Origin of the sequence: Magnetospirillum fulvum MGU-K5, from assembly GCF_000442515.1 — a bacterium.
In the GTDB taxonomy this organism is placed as follows: Bacteria; Pseudomonadota; Alphaproteobacteria; order Rhodospirillales; family Magnetospirillaceae; genus Phaeospirillum; species Phaeospirillum fulvum_B.
Map to the genome: position 1 here is coordinate 1 of NZ_AQPH01000082.1, position 14,967 is coordinate 14,967.

16 protein-coding genes are annotated in these 14,967 nt (G+C 64.4%); 9 read left to right on the top strand and 7 right to left on the bottom strand.

All coding sequences use genetic code 11. The features are described from left to right. The first annotated feature begins 129 nt into the window (after window positions 1–129). Together K678_RS15250 and K678_RS15255 are read left to right on the top strand one after the other, a co-directional pair. The gene (locus K678_RS15250) at window positions 130–360 is read left to right on the top strand and encodes a hypothetical protein (RefSeq protein ID WP_021133369.1); all 231 of its coding nucleotides are present in this window, start codon (window positions 130–132) and stop codon (window positions 358–360) included. Window positions 361–532: 172 nt separating this feature from the next. Then, entirely contained in the window at window positions 533–757 is a 225-nt protein-coding gene (locus K678_RS15255; protein WP_021133370.1) for a hypothetical protein, read from the top strand. A 48-nt stretch (window positions 758–805) separates the two neighbouring features. Here the strand turns inward: K678_RS15255 and K678_RS15260 are convergent, their stop codons facing one another. Then, window positions 806–1,261, bottom strand: coding sequence for a hypothetical protein (locus K678_RS15260; RefSeq protein ID WP_155804572.1), 456 nt, complete (start codon window positions 1,259–1,261; stop codon window positions 806–808). A 249-nt stretch (window positions 1,262–1,510) separates the two neighbouring features. Between K678_RS15260 and K678_RS18795 the strand changes: the two genes are divergently transcribed. Continuing rightward, complete coding sequence (locus K678_RS18795; RefSeq protein WP_155804573.1) at window positions 1,511–1,657, top strand: hypothetical protein; 147 nt, start codon at window positions 1,511–1,513, stop codon at window positions 1,655–1,657. A 20-nt stretch (window positions 1,658–1,677) separates the two neighbouring features. Here K678_RS18795 and K678_RS17965 read toward each other — a convergent pair whose 3' ends face one another. After that, entirely contained in the window at window positions 1,678–3,405 is a 1,728-nt protein-coding gene (locus tag K678_RS17965; protein ID WP_155804574.1) for a sensor histidine kinase, read from the bottom strand. A gap of 459 nt (window positions 3,406–3,864) precedes the next feature. On the opposite strand from K678_RS17965, the gene K678_RS15270 reads away from it, so the two are divergent. Next, on the top strand, window positions 3,865–5,019 hold the full coding sequence (locus K678_RS15270; protein ID WP_021133373.1) for an EAL domain-containing protein: 1,155 nt from the start codon (window positions 3,865–3,867) through the stop codon (window positions 5,017–5,019). A 164-nt stretch (window positions 5,020–5,183) separates the two neighbouring features. On the opposite strand, the gene K678_RS15275 is transcribed toward K678_RS15270, so the two are convergent. Beyond that, complete coding sequence (locus K678_RS15275; protein WP_021133374.1) at window positions 5,184–6,248, bottom strand: sulfate/molybdate ABC transporter ATP-binding protein; 1,065 nt, start codon at window positions 6,246–6,248, stop codon at window positions 5,184–5,186. Between the two features lie 147 nt (window positions 6,249–6,395). Between K678_RS15275 and K678_RS15280 the strand changes: the two genes are divergently transcribed. Continuing rightward, window positions 6,396–7,238, top strand: coding sequence for a hypothetical protein (locus K678_RS15280; RefSeq protein WP_021133375.1), 843 nt, complete (start codon window positions 6,396–6,398; stop codon window positions 7,236–7,238). Here K678_RS15280 and K678_RS15285 read toward each other — a convergent pair. Genes K678_RS15285 through K678_RS15295 form a run of 3 tightly spaced genes read right to left on the bottom strand, consistent with a single transcriptional unit; the run spans window position 7,204 to window position 10,099 of the window. After that, on the bottom strand, window positions 7,204–7,914 hold the full coding sequence (locus tag K678_RS15285; protein WP_021133376.1) for an HdaA/DnaA family protein: 711 nt from the start codon (window positions 7,912–7,914) through the stop codon (window positions 7,204–7,206). The two genes, K678_RS15280 and K678_RS15285, sit on opposite strands and share 35 nt — an antisense overlap. Continuing rightward, a complete protein-coding gene (locus K678_RS15290; protein WP_021133377.1) occupies window positions 7,911–9,020 on the bottom strand; it encodes an AI-2E family transporter in 1,110 nt (369 codons plus the stop codon). The genes K678_RS15285 and K678_RS15290 overlap by 4 nt, the downstream gene beginning before the upstream one ends. Then, complete coding sequence (locus tag K678_RS15295; RefSeq protein ID WP_021133378.1) at window positions 9,017–10,099, bottom strand: DUF2066 domain-containing protein; 1,083 nt, start codon at window positions 10,097–10,099, stop codon at window positions 9,017–9,019. The genes K678_RS15290 and K678_RS15295 overlap by 4 nt, the downstream gene beginning before the upstream one ends. Between K678_RS15295 and purM the strand changes: the two genes are divergently transcribed. The 4 genes from purM (at window position 10,069) to ilvN (ending at window position 14,707) form a co-directional block, all read left to right on the top strand. After that, window positions 10,069–11,256 (top strand): phosphoribosylformylglycinamidine cyclo-ligase, encoded by a 1,188-nt coding sequence (gene purM, locus K678_RS15300; RefSeq protein ID WP_231376274.1) that lies wholly within the window; start codon window positions 10,069–10,071, stop codon window positions 11,254–11,256. The genes K678_RS15295 and purM overlap by 31 nt on opposite strands. Before the next feature lie 135 nt (window positions 11,257–11,391). After that, on the top strand, window positions 11,392–12,333 hold the full coding sequence (gene miaA, locus K678_RS15305) for a tRNA (adenosine(37)-N6)-dimethylallyltransferase MiaA (RefSeq protein ID WP_021133380.1): 942 nt from the start codon (window positions 11,392–11,394) through the stop codon (window positions 12,331–12,333). 78 nt (window positions 12,334–12,411) lie between these two features. After that, a complete protein-coding gene (locus K678_RS15310) occupies window positions 12,412–14,178 on the top strand; it encodes an acetolactate synthase 3 large subunit (RefSeq protein ID WP_021133381.1) in 1,767 nt (588 codons plus the stop codon). Window positions 14,179–14,191: 13 nt separating this feature from the next. Beyond that, on the top strand, window positions 14,192–14,707 hold the full coding sequence (ilvN, locus tag K678_RS15315; protein WP_021133382.1) for an acetolactate synthase small subunit: 516 nt from the start codon (window positions 14,192–14,194) through the stop codon (window positions 14,705–14,707). Window positions 14,708–14,760: 53 nt separating this feature from the next. Here the strand turns inward: ilvN and K678_RS18360 are convergent, their stop codons facing one another. Further along, window positions 14,761–14,898: a hypothetical protein gene (locus tag K678_RS18360; protein WP_231376275.1), complete on the bottom strand. Its 138-nt coding sequence runs from the start codon at window positions 14,896–14,898 to the stop codon at window positions 14,761–14,763. Between the last annotated feature and the right edge of the window lie 69 nt (window positions 14,899–14,967).

Here is a 14,967-nt window from a genome sequence, read left to right on the forward strand (position 1 = left end):
GCCTGTGCCATTCAAATGGAATCGGTTCGAGAAGTCCGACTCAATTTAGCCTGAATCGTGCCGAAGTTAAGCCACCGTCGCCGCCGATACTAATGACCGTCAACGCTTTATCCCCGAAGGGGATGGATCATGGTCAAGTGTCTCGCCGCAATTCTGCTGTGCACCGCCCTGTCGGGCTGCATCATTCAACCCCTGCCTCCAGGTCGGACGGTTTATTATGCCGAACCGGCCTATGCGCCGCCGCCAGTCTATTACGCTCCCCCGCCCCCGCCGCGTTATTTCGTCCCCGGCGGCGGCTATGGTTACGGCTATGGCCCGTCTTATCCGCGCCCCCACCATCATTTCCGGCCGTGGAGATAGCGGCGGCGGTACCGATATCGACCTCTGGCGCAGACGATTGCCCTTGCCGCGACGCAACGCAGGCTCTATCACCGGCGCATTCAACCCGACGTCCTTACGGCGGCGGCCACCGGCGCGGCCGCGCTGGCGACAGGCCGAAAGACGATACGTCAAAGCCAGAGGAGAGGCGGCCATGGCCCGCAAAAAAGCCACCGACAACGCGTTTGTCTTCTTCGACATCCTTTATGAGGACGGCACCCGCAGTTCGAACCGCAAGATCGCCAGCGCCGAATTGCTGGGGCTAGAGGGAGACGCCCCGGCCAAGGCGCTGATCGAAGCCCAGGATCGCGACATCGCCGCGAAATCGGGCCATCCGCGCGGCCCGATCAAGTCCATCACCCGCTCCCCCGGTCAGTAAAGCCCCCACGCCCCGGCGATCAAGCAGATCGCCGGGCTCTTTCCCCGGTCACCAATAGGGGGTGATCCGATCCGAGGCGTTGACGACCAACGGCTCGACCCGGCGCGGCGTGCTGCGGGCCAGCAGAATGAAGAACGCGCCCTGCATCCCCGACAGCCAGCCGAAGGCAAGGAAGCAGACGACCGAGGCATCCGTCTTGGTTTCGTTGGCGACAAAGGCCGGACCCGCGCACAGCAACGCGCCGACGACGGCGGCGCCCAGGCAGATCGGAATGATCCGACGCAGCCAGCGTTGCTGGTTCGGACCTTCATGCCGCTCGGCGACGGCGCCGACGAACAACAACGGCGAACACAGAACCGCAAAGATGATCGCATTGCGCCAGGGGCTGGACGGGACCATCCCCACCGAAGCAATGAAGAGGTAAAGAGGCGTAATCGAAGCGGCCCCGATCAGCGTTCCGATTCCAGCCCCGACAATTACCCGGGCCATCCTTGCCAACGTCATGCTCTTCCTCCCCACGAATCGTCGGCGGCACAGCTTGGCCGACGATCAACCCCCTATATAGTGCCGATTCGCGATCGGACTTCGAAAAGTCAGAGTATCACGTTCTGCGTTTGTCGGGGCGGCGCGTCAATCATTATCCGGCGGCGGGCGGGTGAATGAACGCATCGTTCAAACCCGGTTCAGGGGGCAACAGGCACACTCTCTGTCATCGGCATCGGGCCGAAGAGACAAGAGAATTGGATTCCTCCCATGATCTACCGTGCGATTCGCCTCGTCTTCGCCGCGATCAACTTCACCGCCGCCATCCCGGCCTGTGCAGCCCCTTATGACGGCACCGCCCAGTTCAGCCGGGAAACGGGCTCGCCCGCCGCAATCGTCAGCGAAGCGGGAGTGTAGGGGCGGAGTGACGCGTCCGCTCATCCCATCGCGACGAGGGCCGGTGTGGAAGAGGCAGAGGCGGTGGACACCCTTTCTTCCGGCAAAATCACCCGGGTGGGCGGCAGGGTGATTTCGACCCGGGTTCCTTCGCCGATCCGGCTCGAAACGACCAGACGTCCGTCATGCAGGGCGCAGATCCCTGCCGACAGCGGCAGACCAAGCCCGGTCCCCTCGATCGAGGCGACGTTGTTGGCCCGCCCGAAGGGGGTCAGGGCCAGAACCGTTTCTTCCTCGCTCATCCCCCGGCCGTTATCCGCCACCGTAATCCGGCACCCCCCGTCGGCGGTTGCCGAGGCGACGAAATCGACCCGGCACCCCGACCCGCCATATTTTACCGCGTTGGTGCCAAGATTGAGCAGAACCTGAAGCAGGCGGCGCCGGTCGGCCCACAGCTTCAGTTCGGGAGGATCGACCCGGATGGCGACGACAATCCCGGCCGAGCGAGCCTGTTGCGAAATCATCGCCTCGACCTCATGGATCAGGCCGACGAGATCGACGGTAGAGACGTCCAGACGCAAGCTCCCCGCTTCGATCGCGGCACTGTCGAGGAGATCGTCGACCAGATCATGCAGCAAACCGCCCGAGCGGTGAATGTCGGCGAGATAGCTGCGCTGACCCGGAGTCAGCGTGCCGTGAAGGCCGCCCATCAGGGCATCGGAAAAGCCGAGGATGACGTTCAGCGGCGAGCGCAATTCATGGGACAGCGAGGCAAGGAACACCCGGCGGCGGTCCATCATCCGGCGCAGATCGCGGGTTCGCTCCTCGACCCGGCATTCCAGGCTTTGCGCCTCGCGCTCCAATCGCGCAAGCAGACGCAGCACCAGCCAAGTCCCCCCCACGATCACCCCGGTGACCGCAATAAGAACGATCAGCCCGAACCGCACCCGCTGCCACCACGGCAGCAGAATCTCCTCGTTCGTCATTGAGACCAGCACCGTCAGCCCATAGGGCTTGACCATGCTGAACGCGACGGTCCGGGTCTGACCGTCCAGTGGCGATATCTCGGTGAAGTTCCCCCGCTCGGTCTTGCCGATGAATTGCTGATAGGCCGGATCGGTATCGAGCATCCGCCCAACCGCATCGGGCAGATGGGGGGATCGGGCCAGAACCATGCCGTCGATCCGCATCAGGGTGATCGCGCCGCCGTTTTTATCGCGGAACCCATCATACAGACGTTCCAACGCGTCGATATCGATCGCGGTCAGGATCATCGCCACCGGGTTGGCCGGATCGGCGACCCGGCGCACCAACGGAATGATCCATTTGCCGCCGATCCGACTTTCGATCGGCGACGACACGACCATCCGCCCCGGCTGGGCCTCTTGCAAATACGAACGATCACTGACCAGAAACCCCTGTTCGGCGGTCAGGCTCCGCAGCACATTGTCGTGACCGACCAGACCCAGCGGAACAGTGCAATCGTCATCGCCCAGGATCGACATGAAGCCGCTCATCGCCTTGGAACTGACGACGCCAGCCCCCTGTTCAGCGGAATCGACGGTTTCGAGAAAGAGATCGGTCAACGAAACCAGCCGCCTGACATGCTCGGCAGCGAGCTGGCTCATCCGGTCCAGCGTATCCAGTCTCTCCCGCCGGGTATTGTGATAATCGTCGGCCAGCCACAAAGCGGACGATCCCCAGGCGCTCACAGACGTGAGGATCGCGACGGCAATCACAATCATCCGCGCCGGCCGATGCCCGATCACCGCATCCACGGTCCACCTCGGTTGCTTTGGATAGTGGCTAAAAAATGCAACTTAAGATAGTACAAGTCAATTAATACAGGCCATTTTAAAGGAGACAACAGGATACACCCAAAAGAAGCTCACAGACATAGGGTGTTAACCCGACAGTGAGTGACGCCTAATATTAGTGAATTAATTTTTATTCAAACAAAACTTAAATCCCATATTTTAAGTTATAATCATCAAAGCCTCCGAAACACCTAGCCACCCCCGCCGATTTGGCTGTAACTCTTGATTGCATAACTCCTTAAAATTTATCCTGCATTTGTCTTAATAACTTCGCGCTTTGAATTTATCCAACGATTGGGCGATAACCTCCGGCACCCTTTGGGCAGAAACGGTATCTACCTTCGGTCGGGAGGCAGATCGCCCGGTTTCGCCGGGCAGTGTCACGACAGGTTCTTCAAGGGATATGCAGGAATGGCAGCACCGAACACCAATCTGCTGATTTATTTGAAACAAATCGGTACCATGCCCGGCTGCCGCGCCCTGCATCTTCACATTTCCAACCTCCCCAAGGGGGTCCGGACCCGCGACAACATCACCCAGGCGATCGGGCTGCTGAACGATCTCAGCCGCCGCACCCCGACCAGCCGGGTGTTCCTGCTCAACACGCTCGATGTCGTGTTCGTCTCGATCAACCTGGATACCGGGCTGCTGCGCCAGACCGCATCGAACATCCACAAGATTTTCGGGCGCGAGCCGGTCGGCAGCAACGTCTATACGACCGAGGATTTCGCCACCCTGATCGACATCGCGGCGAATGACACCCGGTTGCTCGCCTATGCCGAGACCCTGTTCGCGTCAAACGTCGCCGAACCCAACGCCGACGGCAAAATGCGCGGCAGCGTCCAAATCTATCTTCAGGTGATGGAGCGGATCGGCAGCACCGACATTTCGACGATCCTGCTCAGTCAGCCCGCTTACGCGACGGTCGCCGAGGGCAAGATGGTCCCGGTCTTCCGCGAGATGTACGTCTCGATCAAGGCGTTGGAGGATGCGTTTTGCCCCGGTGCCAGTCTGGTCAAGCGGCGGACCCTGTTTACCGAGCTGACCGAGCATTTGGACAAGGCCGTGTTGAAGGTGGTGGCGCGTCAGCCGGAATTCGGCCACCGCAGCCTCAGCCTCAACCTCAATCTGATGACGCTGACCTCACGCGAGTTCGCCGCTTTTGACGGCGCAATGACCGAGGATCAGCGATCGAAGATCGTGCTGGAATTCCACCGCAACGATGTCGTCGCCAATTTCGCCCTGTTCCAGCGTCTTGCTCCCAGCCTGACCGAACGGGGCTATTCCCTTTGCATCGACGCGCTCGACGCCCACCTGCTCGCCCATTTCGACCTGAAGGGGCTGCATTGCCGCTTTGCCAAGCTGTTCTGGTCGCAGGACGCGCTGGCATCGGGCAATGCCCTGCGCGATCTGATCGCGGAACGGGCCAATCGCGACGAAGGGGTCGAATACATCCTGGCCCGCTGCGACAATGCCGCCGCGATCCGGCTGGCAAAGCATGCCGGGTTCTCCCTGCTTCAGGGCAAGCTGATTGATCACATGGTCAAGCACGACATCCCGCTGTGATCGGATAAAAAAAGGCCGCACGGTTGCCCGCGCGGCCCAAGGTCAGGGAGGAAACGTCCAGGAAAGACAGACGGCGCAAGGTCGCGCCAATGTCTTTGCTGCACTGCACTATATAGCTATCGCCCCCCTCTCTCGCAATACAAAATGCGCAGGCGGGCGAAGAATCATCCCGCCCCACCCTCCCAGGGGCCGGTCTCGCCGACGAAGAGCCGGACCCGGCGCAACACCAGCGAAACCGCCGTTCCACGATCGATTGCCAGCCGGGAAAAGGCGTCGCGACTCGCCTCGACTTCGACCGTTTCGCCATCGGGCAGATCGAGGTCGATCCGGACCACCGGCCCCAATACCGAAATCTGACGCACCAGGGCGTGGGGCTGCCCCGCCGCTGGGGGAACCAGGGTGATTTCGTGGGGACGAACAAAGGCGATGGCCGCCCCATCCGGGGCGTCAACCCGGACCGAGCCGCCGAATAGAGCGGTGGTGCCGCCCTCGACCCGGCAGGGAACCGCGTTGACATGGCCGAGAAAGCCGAACACGAACGGAGTGGCGGGTTGGTCATAGATCGCGGCGGGGCTGCCGACCTGTTCGATTCGGCCCTTGTTCATCACCACCACCTCGTCGGCGACTTCCAACGCCTCTTCCTGATCGTGGGTAACGAACACTCCGGTCAGGCCCAATTCGTCATGGAGGCGACGCAGCCAGCGGCGCAATTCCTTGCGGACCTGGGCGTCAAGCGCCCCGAACGGCTCGTCCAGCAATAACAGGCGGGGTTCGACCGCCAAAGCGCGGGCCAGGGCGACGCGCTGACGCTGCCCGCCCGACAATTGGGTGGGGTAGCGTCCGGCCAGTCCGCTGAGCTGCACCAGATCAAGCAAGGCGCCAACGCGGCGGTCGATCTCGGCGCGCGGCGGCCGGTCCTTGCCTTTGCGCACGGTCAGGCCAAAGGCGATGTTGTCGGCAACGGTCATGTGGCGGAACAGGGCGTAATGCTGGAAGACGAAGCCGATGCCGCGATCGCGCGCCTTCTGCTCGGTCGCCTCGATCCCGTCCAGGATCACACGACCGTGATCGGGGGCTTCCAGCCCGGCGAGGATGCGCAACAGCGTCGTCTTGCCCGAGCCGGACGGCCCCAACAGCGCCACCAGCTTTCCTTTCGGAACCAGCAAGGACACATCGTCGAGCGCCCGGAACGCGCCGAAATGCTTGGTGATGTTCTGAACTTCGATCACCGGATCGCTCCTCGATTGCCAGAACAAAGGATGAGCCTGAAACTAGACAAAGAAAAGCAATCGTCACGCGGGCCTGTTGCGGGCGATGCCGCCCCGTCGTAAGGTGGCACTGCGTCGGGGTTGGGCAGCCGCGCCTGGGGATTATGCATGCGCAGCACATGGCCGTTCTTTGGGGGGGTGATCGTCGCCCTTCAAGTCTTTGCCGTCACCGTGCCGATCCTGGCCGCCGTTGCGATCCTGCTGCCGCTCGTGGGTCGGCTTGGCCCGGATGAGGCGGTTCTCGGCGGGGGATCGAGTGTGCGGATGCGCGACGAAGGCGGCCGCGTCACGATGCGGATGACCAACACCGCCTATGCCCAACTCAGCGTTCCGGTTGCAGGGGAACCTCGCCCCCGCCGTCTGCTGCTGCGCCAGCACACCGTCGGCGGGACCGATCGCGACGGTGAAATCCGCCTCGACGCCTGGCCGCTCGGCATGCCGATCGATTTACGCCGCGCCCCGATCTACACGATCCGAACCGTGGGCAATTCGGCCAATCTAAGCGATGACGGGCTGTTCTGGACCGAACGGAACGGACGGCGTAGCGCCTGGTCGCTGGCCGATGGCTCGTGGCTGTTCGACACCGACCTCCCGCTGACCAGCTTCGCCTTCGAGCCGGATGCGCGCCGTGTCGCCGCCCTGGCCGTCGCCGACGAGGAATTGTGGTCGCGTGGCGCGGTGGGAGTCATCACCTATGCCGCACCGGGCCGGGTGCTGCGGCGGGTGCTGCTGGTTTCGGTCAACCCGTTGCGCGGCAATGCCCTGCGCGCCACCCTGACCGCCAGCCGCCTCGTTTCCTATACCGAGGCGGCTCAGGGCGGCCGGGTGATCGAACTGCCGCTGGCGGCGGGTCCGGTACGTATTCCGGTCACCGCCTCGGACCTCGATATCGCCCATGCCAGCGTTCCCGCCGGCCTTAAACTGAGTCTGCTTCGTCCGTGGGGGGAGTGACGCCGTCGAGAACGGCGCGGGCCAGTGGGACCGTCACCGCCCGCTGACCTGCCAAAGCGGCGCGGTCGAGGCTGTCGACCAGACCGGCAGCGGCGGCAAAGCTGCGCTCCATCCGCCCCAGCAGATAGCTCACCACTTCCTCGCCGACCTTGATCTGGCGGTCAGCGAACAGCTTGACCAGCACCGAAGCCAGCAGCGCGTCGTCGGGCGCACCGATCGCCACCGCCGGCATCGCCCGCAACCGCGAGGTCAGATCGGCCAGCCGCAGCGGCCAACGCGCCGCCACCTCGCGCCCGGTCAGCAGCAAGCGGCCGCGCGTCTCGCGCACCAGATTGATCAGATGGAACAAGGCGGCCTCGTCCAACTGCCCGGCGGCGGCGGCCTGATCGCAATCCTCGACCGCGACCGCTCCGGCGGTGGCGAGCAGATGGGGCGGATCCTCGACGGTCAGATCAGCGGCGGCAATCGCCACGGCTCCGCTGGCCGCGCTGAACAGGTGGACCAGATGCGTCTTGCCGCTGCCGGGCGGGCCGGTCAGCACCAAGGCGGCACCGGGCCACGCCTGCCAGCGTCCGACCCAGGCATGGGCGTCGGCATTGCACGGCGCGACAAGAAAATCACCGGCCGACAGGGCCGGCCGGTGACCGAGATCAAGGGGAAGCTGTGCCTCGCTCATCTGTCCGGCGTCGCCTCACCGCCATGATACAGCGAACTGGCCAGATAGCGTTGCAGGCTGAACCGGGTCACCACCCCGATCACCGCCGCGGCCGGAACCGACAGCAAGATGCCGACGAAGCCGAACACCGCGCCCCCCGCCAGCAGCGAGAAGATGATCCAGACCGGGTGCAAGCCGACGCGGCCCCCGACCAGCTTTGGCGTCAGGGCATAGCCTTCGAGCAGATTGCCGATCAGGAACACACCGCCGACACCGGCCAGCAGGGTCCAACCCGTTCCTTGAGCGATCGCCAGCGACACGCTGACCACCATCCCGACCAGCATCCCGACATAGGGGATAAAGGCCCCCAGCCCGGTGGCGGCACCGATCAGCAAGCCGAGATCGAGCCCGACCACGGTCAGCCCCAGCCCATAGAACGCGGCCAGGGTCATGCAGACCGTGGCCTGACCACGCACGAACCCGGCCAGGGTGCGATCGACCTTGCGCATTTCGGCACGGATCGTCTCGACATGGGGACGGGGCAGCCAGCCATCAATGGTGGCGACGATCTGGTCCCAATCCCGCAGCAGATAAAAGGTCACCACCGGGGTGATGAACACCAGAGACAGCAGGCTGACCACCGCGATTCCGCCCTTCAGCAGGTCGCGGACCAGACCGGCCAGCCAGCCGACCACCGTCCCGGCATAGGTGCCGACCGCCCCTTGAATCTTGTCGATCTGCTCGGCCGACAGGCGGTGCCGCAACTCTTCGAACAGCGGCCCGGCGCGTTCGCCGAGCGCCCGGACATAGTTCGGCACCCGCTCGATGAAGGTCAGCGATTGTTGCTCGATCACCGGCACCAGCACCATCAGCGCCAGGATGAAGATCGCGAAAAAGCACAAGGTGATCGTCGTCGTCGCCAACGTCCGCGACAGCCCCTTTTCTTCGAGTCGGTCGGCTAGCGGATCGAGGAAATAGGCCACCGCCATCCCGGCAACGAAGGGCAGCAGCACGCCGCGCAGCACCCACAGCAGCAAAACGCAGACGATGGCGCAGGTGAGCCAGAAACGCAGCCGCTGACCGGGGGTCATCCCGGTCACCACCACGGTTGAGATTTCAGAGCTCATCGTCCGCCTCCGATCCGCATTGTCCAGCTTCCTTCGCCCTGCTCCAGGATCAGCCCGGCAGAGGCCAGGGCGGCGCGGACCTGCTCGGTCTCGCCGACGACATGCAGCGACAGGGCCGCCTCGTCACGGGTCAGAGACACGATCTCCCACCGCCGGACCTGAGGCACCCGGCTCAACCGATCCCGCACGCTCAGCCAGTCGCCCAGGCCAGACAGCGGCACGATAGTCGCCAAACTGGCGGAATGATCGAACGACAACGTGTTCTGCTGCTTGTACAGGGCATCATACCCCTGGGAAATCTCGGCGATCGCGGCACGCATTGCCGCCTCGGGGCCACCCTCGGCGGTGAAGGTCTTGCTGTCGAACGGGCGCGGCAGCGATCCGCCCCCGCTTAAGGTCACCTCGACCCCGCCGTTGGCGGTGATCGCGGCCAGCGCCACCAACACGTCTCCGGTGCGATAGCGCGCCCCGATCGCTGCCAACAAATCAGGCTGAAGCGCGACAATGCGATCAACCGGCGGCGACGCGGCCCCGCTTGGATCGGGCACCGATCCGGCGACAACCAGCGGCACCAGACCGCCCCCGGCGAAACCGCTCCACGCCGCCCGCCACGGGCTGGGCTCGTCCCAGGCGGCGGGCAGACCGCCACCGGCCGGACGCAGCACCGGCACGACGACGACCGGACGCAGGCGCGGTTCGACGAACTTTACCCCCGACTCGCGCAGCAGCTTTTTCACCGCCATCGGGTTATAGCGAACCGTCATCGTGGCGAGATAGCGCACCGCCGACGACCGCTCCTGCTCGACCGCGACGTCACGGACGTATTGCCGGGCATCGACGGCAGTCAGCCGTGCGAGATCGGCAGGGCTGGCCAGCCGTTCAAGCATGCGACGAAAGCCTGTTCGTTCGGCTTCGGCGATCGCCTGCTCCTTCGCGGCGGCGACTGTGGCGGCGGTGACGTCAACGTCAAGCCCGCGCACGGTGAAGGCATCGGCGGCCAGGGCGCTGGGCCCGGTCACGACGAGGGTGAGAACACATAACAGAATCAATGCGCCGAGACGGCGCCGGAGAGAAGCCATTGCAAACCGTCCGGGATCAAGTATCTTCGGCCAACCCGTTCCGGCCCGAACATATCACACCGAATCCCACGAGGAAGCCCATTCCCGCGCATGATGAAAAGCAAGGCCTGACCTACCGCGACGCCGGCGTCGATATCGACGCGGGCGAGGCCCTGGTTGAGGCCATCAAGCCGCTGGCCCGTTCGACCGCCCGCACCGGCACCGCTGCCGGTCTCGGCGGCTTCGGGGCGCTGTTCGACCTTCGCGCCGCCGGCTTTGCCGACCCGATCCTGGTCGCAACCACTGACGGTGTCGGCACCAAGCTGAAAGTCGCCATCGAGGCCGGCCGACACGATACCGTTGGTATCGATCTGGTCGCGATGTGCGTCAACGATCTGGTGGTCCAGGGGGCGGAGCCGCTGCTCTTCCTCGACTATTTCGCCACCGGGAAGCTTGATGTCGCCGCTGGCAAGGCGATCGTCTCCGGCATCGCCGAAGGCTGCCGTCAGGCCGGGTGCGCCCTGGTCGGCGGTGAAACCGCCGAAATGCCTGGCATGTATGCCGATGGCGATTACGATCTGGCCGGATTCGCGGTCGGTGCCGCCGAGCGCGGGCAGTTGCTGCCCCTGGTCGATGTCGCCCCCGGCGATGTCGTGCTGGGTCTGACCTCGTCCGGCGTCCATTCCAACGGCTTTTCGCTGGTGCGCCGCATCGTCGAACGCGGCGGCCTGTCCTATAACGATCCCGCGCCGTTCGCGCCCTCGCGCCCGCTGGGTGAAGCCCTGCTGGAACCGACCCGGATTTACGTTGCCAGCACGCTGGCCGCGATCCGCGCCGGAACCATCAAGGCGCTGGCCCACATCACCGGCGGCGGCCTGATCGAAAACCTGCCTCGCGTCCTGCCCGAAGGGGTGGTCGCCGAAATCGACGGAGCCGCCTGGGCCCCGCCGCCGGTGTTCCGCTGGCTGGCGTTCGAAGGCAAGGTCGCCGCAACCGAGATGGCCCGCACCTTCAATTGCGGAATCGGCATGGCCCTGGTGGTCTCGCCCGATCAAGCCGACGAGGCGGCGCGCATTCTGGCCGAAAAGGGCGAAACCGTGCTGCGGATCGGTCGTATCCGGCCCCGCAGTGGCGACGAGCCCCAGTGCCAGGTGCTGAACCAGGATGGCTGGATCTGACGCTTCGGCCGGGCCGCGTTCCCCTGGTGGAACCGGCCCGGCCTCCGGCGCTGCGGACAGGGGCCGGGTAAGGCCCGTCGCCCTGCCCGCCTCCACCCGAGCGCCCCACCGCGAACCCGGACCCACCCCCCGCCGATGACTCTTCCTTGTGCCGTCGCGATTGCCGGCCCGACCGCCTCGGGTAAATCCGGGCTGGCACTCGCCCTCGCGGTGGCCTTCGATGGCGTGGTAATCAACGCCGATTCGATGCAGGTCTATGACGCCCTGCCGATCCTCACCGCCCGCCCCGGGGCGGCGGCCCTGGCCCGCGCGCCCCATCGTCTGTACGGAATGATCGACCCGGCCGAGCCGTGCTCGGCGGCGCGCTGGCGCGATCTGGCCGCTGCCGAAGTCGAGTCCGCCTGGGAGTCCGGCCGCTTGCCGATCGTGGTCGGCGGAACCGGGCTCTATCTCGAAGCCTTGATGGACGGCCTGTCGCCGATTCCCGAAATCCCCGCCGAGTCCCGCGCCGAAGCCCGCGCTTTGTTCGACGATCTGGGCAACGCCGCCTTTCACCTGCGTCTGGCCGAAGCCGATCCGGTGATGGCCGCCCGCCTGCCCCAAGGCGACAGCCAGCGAATGATCCGCGCCTGGGAGGTGCTGTCGGCCACCGGACGCTCGCTGGCGGCATGGCAGACCGAACCGCGTGAAGGGGCAGTGGCGGCGCGCTGGCTGACCCTGGCGGTTGCCCCCCCGCGCGACCGGCTGCGTCAAGCCTGCGACGGCCGCTTCCTGGCGATGGTCAAGGCCGGAGCCGTCAACGAAGCCCGCGCCTTTCTCGACCGCGATCTCGACCCCGTTCTGCCGATCATGAAGGCGCTGGGCCTGCGCGATCTTGGCGGCTACAGCCGGGGCGACCGTCCGCTGGACGAAGCGATCGCCACCGCTCAAAGCGCCACCCGCGCCTATGCCAAGCGCCAAATGACCTGGGTTCGGCATCGACTCAAGCCGGATATGGTGCTGGATGCGCAACTTTCGGAAAGTTTGATGACATCAATCTTTGCGAAAGTTCGCCAGTTCCGCTTGACCCCCGTTTGACATGGCGATAGGTTGTGCCCCTTCGCGCCGTCGGACTCCGATGGCGTGGCGGGTTTAATTTGAGTTCAAGGGGCTGATATGGTGCACCACGATACGATGACCGGAGCGGAAATCCTCCTCAAGGCGCTGGTCGATCAGGGCGTGGACGTGATTTTCGGGTATCCCGGCGGCGCCGTACTCCCGATCTATGACGAACTGTCCAAGCAGAATCGCATCCGCCACATCCTGGTGCGGCACGAGCAGGCGGCGGTCCATGCCGCCGAGGGCTATGCCCGCTCGACCGGCAAGGTCGGCTGCGTCCTGGTGACCTCGGGTCCGGGCGCGACCAACGCCGTGACCGGTCTGGCCGACGCGCAGTGCGATTCGGTGCCGCTGGTCTGTCTGACCGGGCAGGTTCCCACGCATCTGATCGGCAACGACGCCTTTCAGGAAGCCGACATCACCGGCATCACCCGCCCCTGCACCAAGCATAATTATCTGGTCAAGGACACCAATCAGCTCGCCCGCACCGTGCACGAGGCGTTCCATGTCGCCCGCTCGGGTCGGCCGGGGCCGGTGCTGATCGATCTGCCCAAGGACGTGGTGCAGAATCGCGGCCTGTACCAGCCGCCGTCGAAGACCAAGTCGAAGTACAATCCCCAGGTCAAGGGCGACATCCACGCCATTGAAAAGGCGGTCGATCTGATCGCCAGCGCGAAGCGGCCGGTGTTCTATGTCGGCGGCGGCGTCATCAATTCAGGCATCGCCGCCTGTCAGTTGCTGACCCAGTTTGTGCGGATGACCGGCTTCCCCTGCACCCTGACCCTGATGGGCCTGGGCGCGTTTCCGGGATCGGACCCGTTGTTCCTCGGCATGCTGGGGATGCACGGCACCGTCGAAGCCAACATGGCGATGCACGATTGCGATGTGATGATCAATATCGGCGCCCGGTTCGACGACCGCGTCACCGGACGGCTGAACGCCTTCTCGCCGAACTCGAAGAAGATCCATATCGACATCGATCCCAGCTCGATCAACAAGAACGTTGCGGTCGATCTGTCGATCGTCGGCGATTGCGCCCATGTCATCGAAGACATGATCAAGGTGTGGAAGGCGCGTCAGCCCAAGATCGACGAGCGGGCGCTGCGCGCCTGGTGGGCCAAGATCGAGGAATGGCGCGGTGCCGACAGCCTGCGCTATCCCGCTTCCGACACGATCATCAAGCCGCAATACGCGATCCAGCGCCTGTACGACCTGACCCGGTCGCGCAATCCCTACATCTGCACCGAAGTCGGGCAGCATCAGATGTGGGCGGCCCAGCATTTGCGGCTGGATTCGCCGCTGCACTGGCTGACCTCGGGCGGTCTCGGCACGATGGGCTATGGCCTGCCCGCGGCGATGGGCGTCCAGACCGCCCATCCCGACGCGCTGGTCATCGACATCGCGGGCGAATCCTCGATTCAGATGAACATCCAGGAAATGGCGACCCTGGTTCAGCACAATCTGCCGGTCAAGATCGTCATCCTCAACAATCAGTACATGGGGATGGTGCGGCAGTGGCAGGAACTGATCCACGGTGCCCGCTATTCGGAAAGCCACATGGATCATCATCCCGATTTCGTCAAACTGGCCGAAGCTTTCGGCGCGGTCGGACTGCGGGCCGAGCGCCCGGATCAGGTGGATGGCGTCATCACCGAGATGCTGGCGGTCAACCGTCCGGTCATCGTCGAGATGCGCACCGACGCCAGCGAGAACGTGTTTCCGATGATCATGCCCGGCATGGCTCATAACGAGATGGTGCTGGGTCAGGAAGACCGCTCTCGCGACAATCCGGGGTCCGAACAGGACGGCATGGTTCTGGTCTAAGGGGTATTACGAATTGACCGACGCAGTTCAAGACAGCAACCGCCACACCATTTCCGTTCTGGTCGACAACGAATCCGGCGTGCTCGCCCGGGTCATCGGCCTGTTCTCGGGGCGTGGCTACAACATAGAGAGCCTGACCGTTGCCGAGGTCGATGCGCACGAGAACCTCTCGCGCATCACCATCGTCACCTCGGGCACCCGGATGATTATCGAGCAGATCAAGAACCAGCTGCGCCGTCTGGTGCCGGTGCACAAGGTCCACGATCTGACCATCGAAGGCCCCCATGTCTCGCGCGAGTTGGCCTTGATCAAGGTCGCCTCGACCGGGGAGAAGCGGGTCGAAGCGTTGCGCATCGCCGATATCTTCCGGGCCCGCGCGATCGATTCGACCAACGAATCCTTCGTGTTCGAAGTGGTCGGCGCAACCGAGAAGGTCGAAGCCTTCATCACCCTGATGCAGCCGCTGGGGCTGGTCGACGTGTCGCGCACCGGCGTCGTCGCCATCGCCCGCGGCTCCAAGCCGCTGTGATTTAATTGCGGATCGGGGGGCGGCCCTAGCCGCCCCCCGTTTTTTATTCCCGATTAGCCGAAATCGATGTCGGAATCGGGGATCATCGCTTCGAGCGTGGGACGGGCGAACAGAAAGCCCTGAACGAAGCGCAAGCCGGCCTCTTTCAGCACCGCCAGTTCCTCGACACGCTCGACCCCTTCCGCCACCACCTTGACTCCCAAAGCTCGCGGGCAGACCGACAAACATCGCCTGGACAATCACCCGGCGGGTACGGTCGC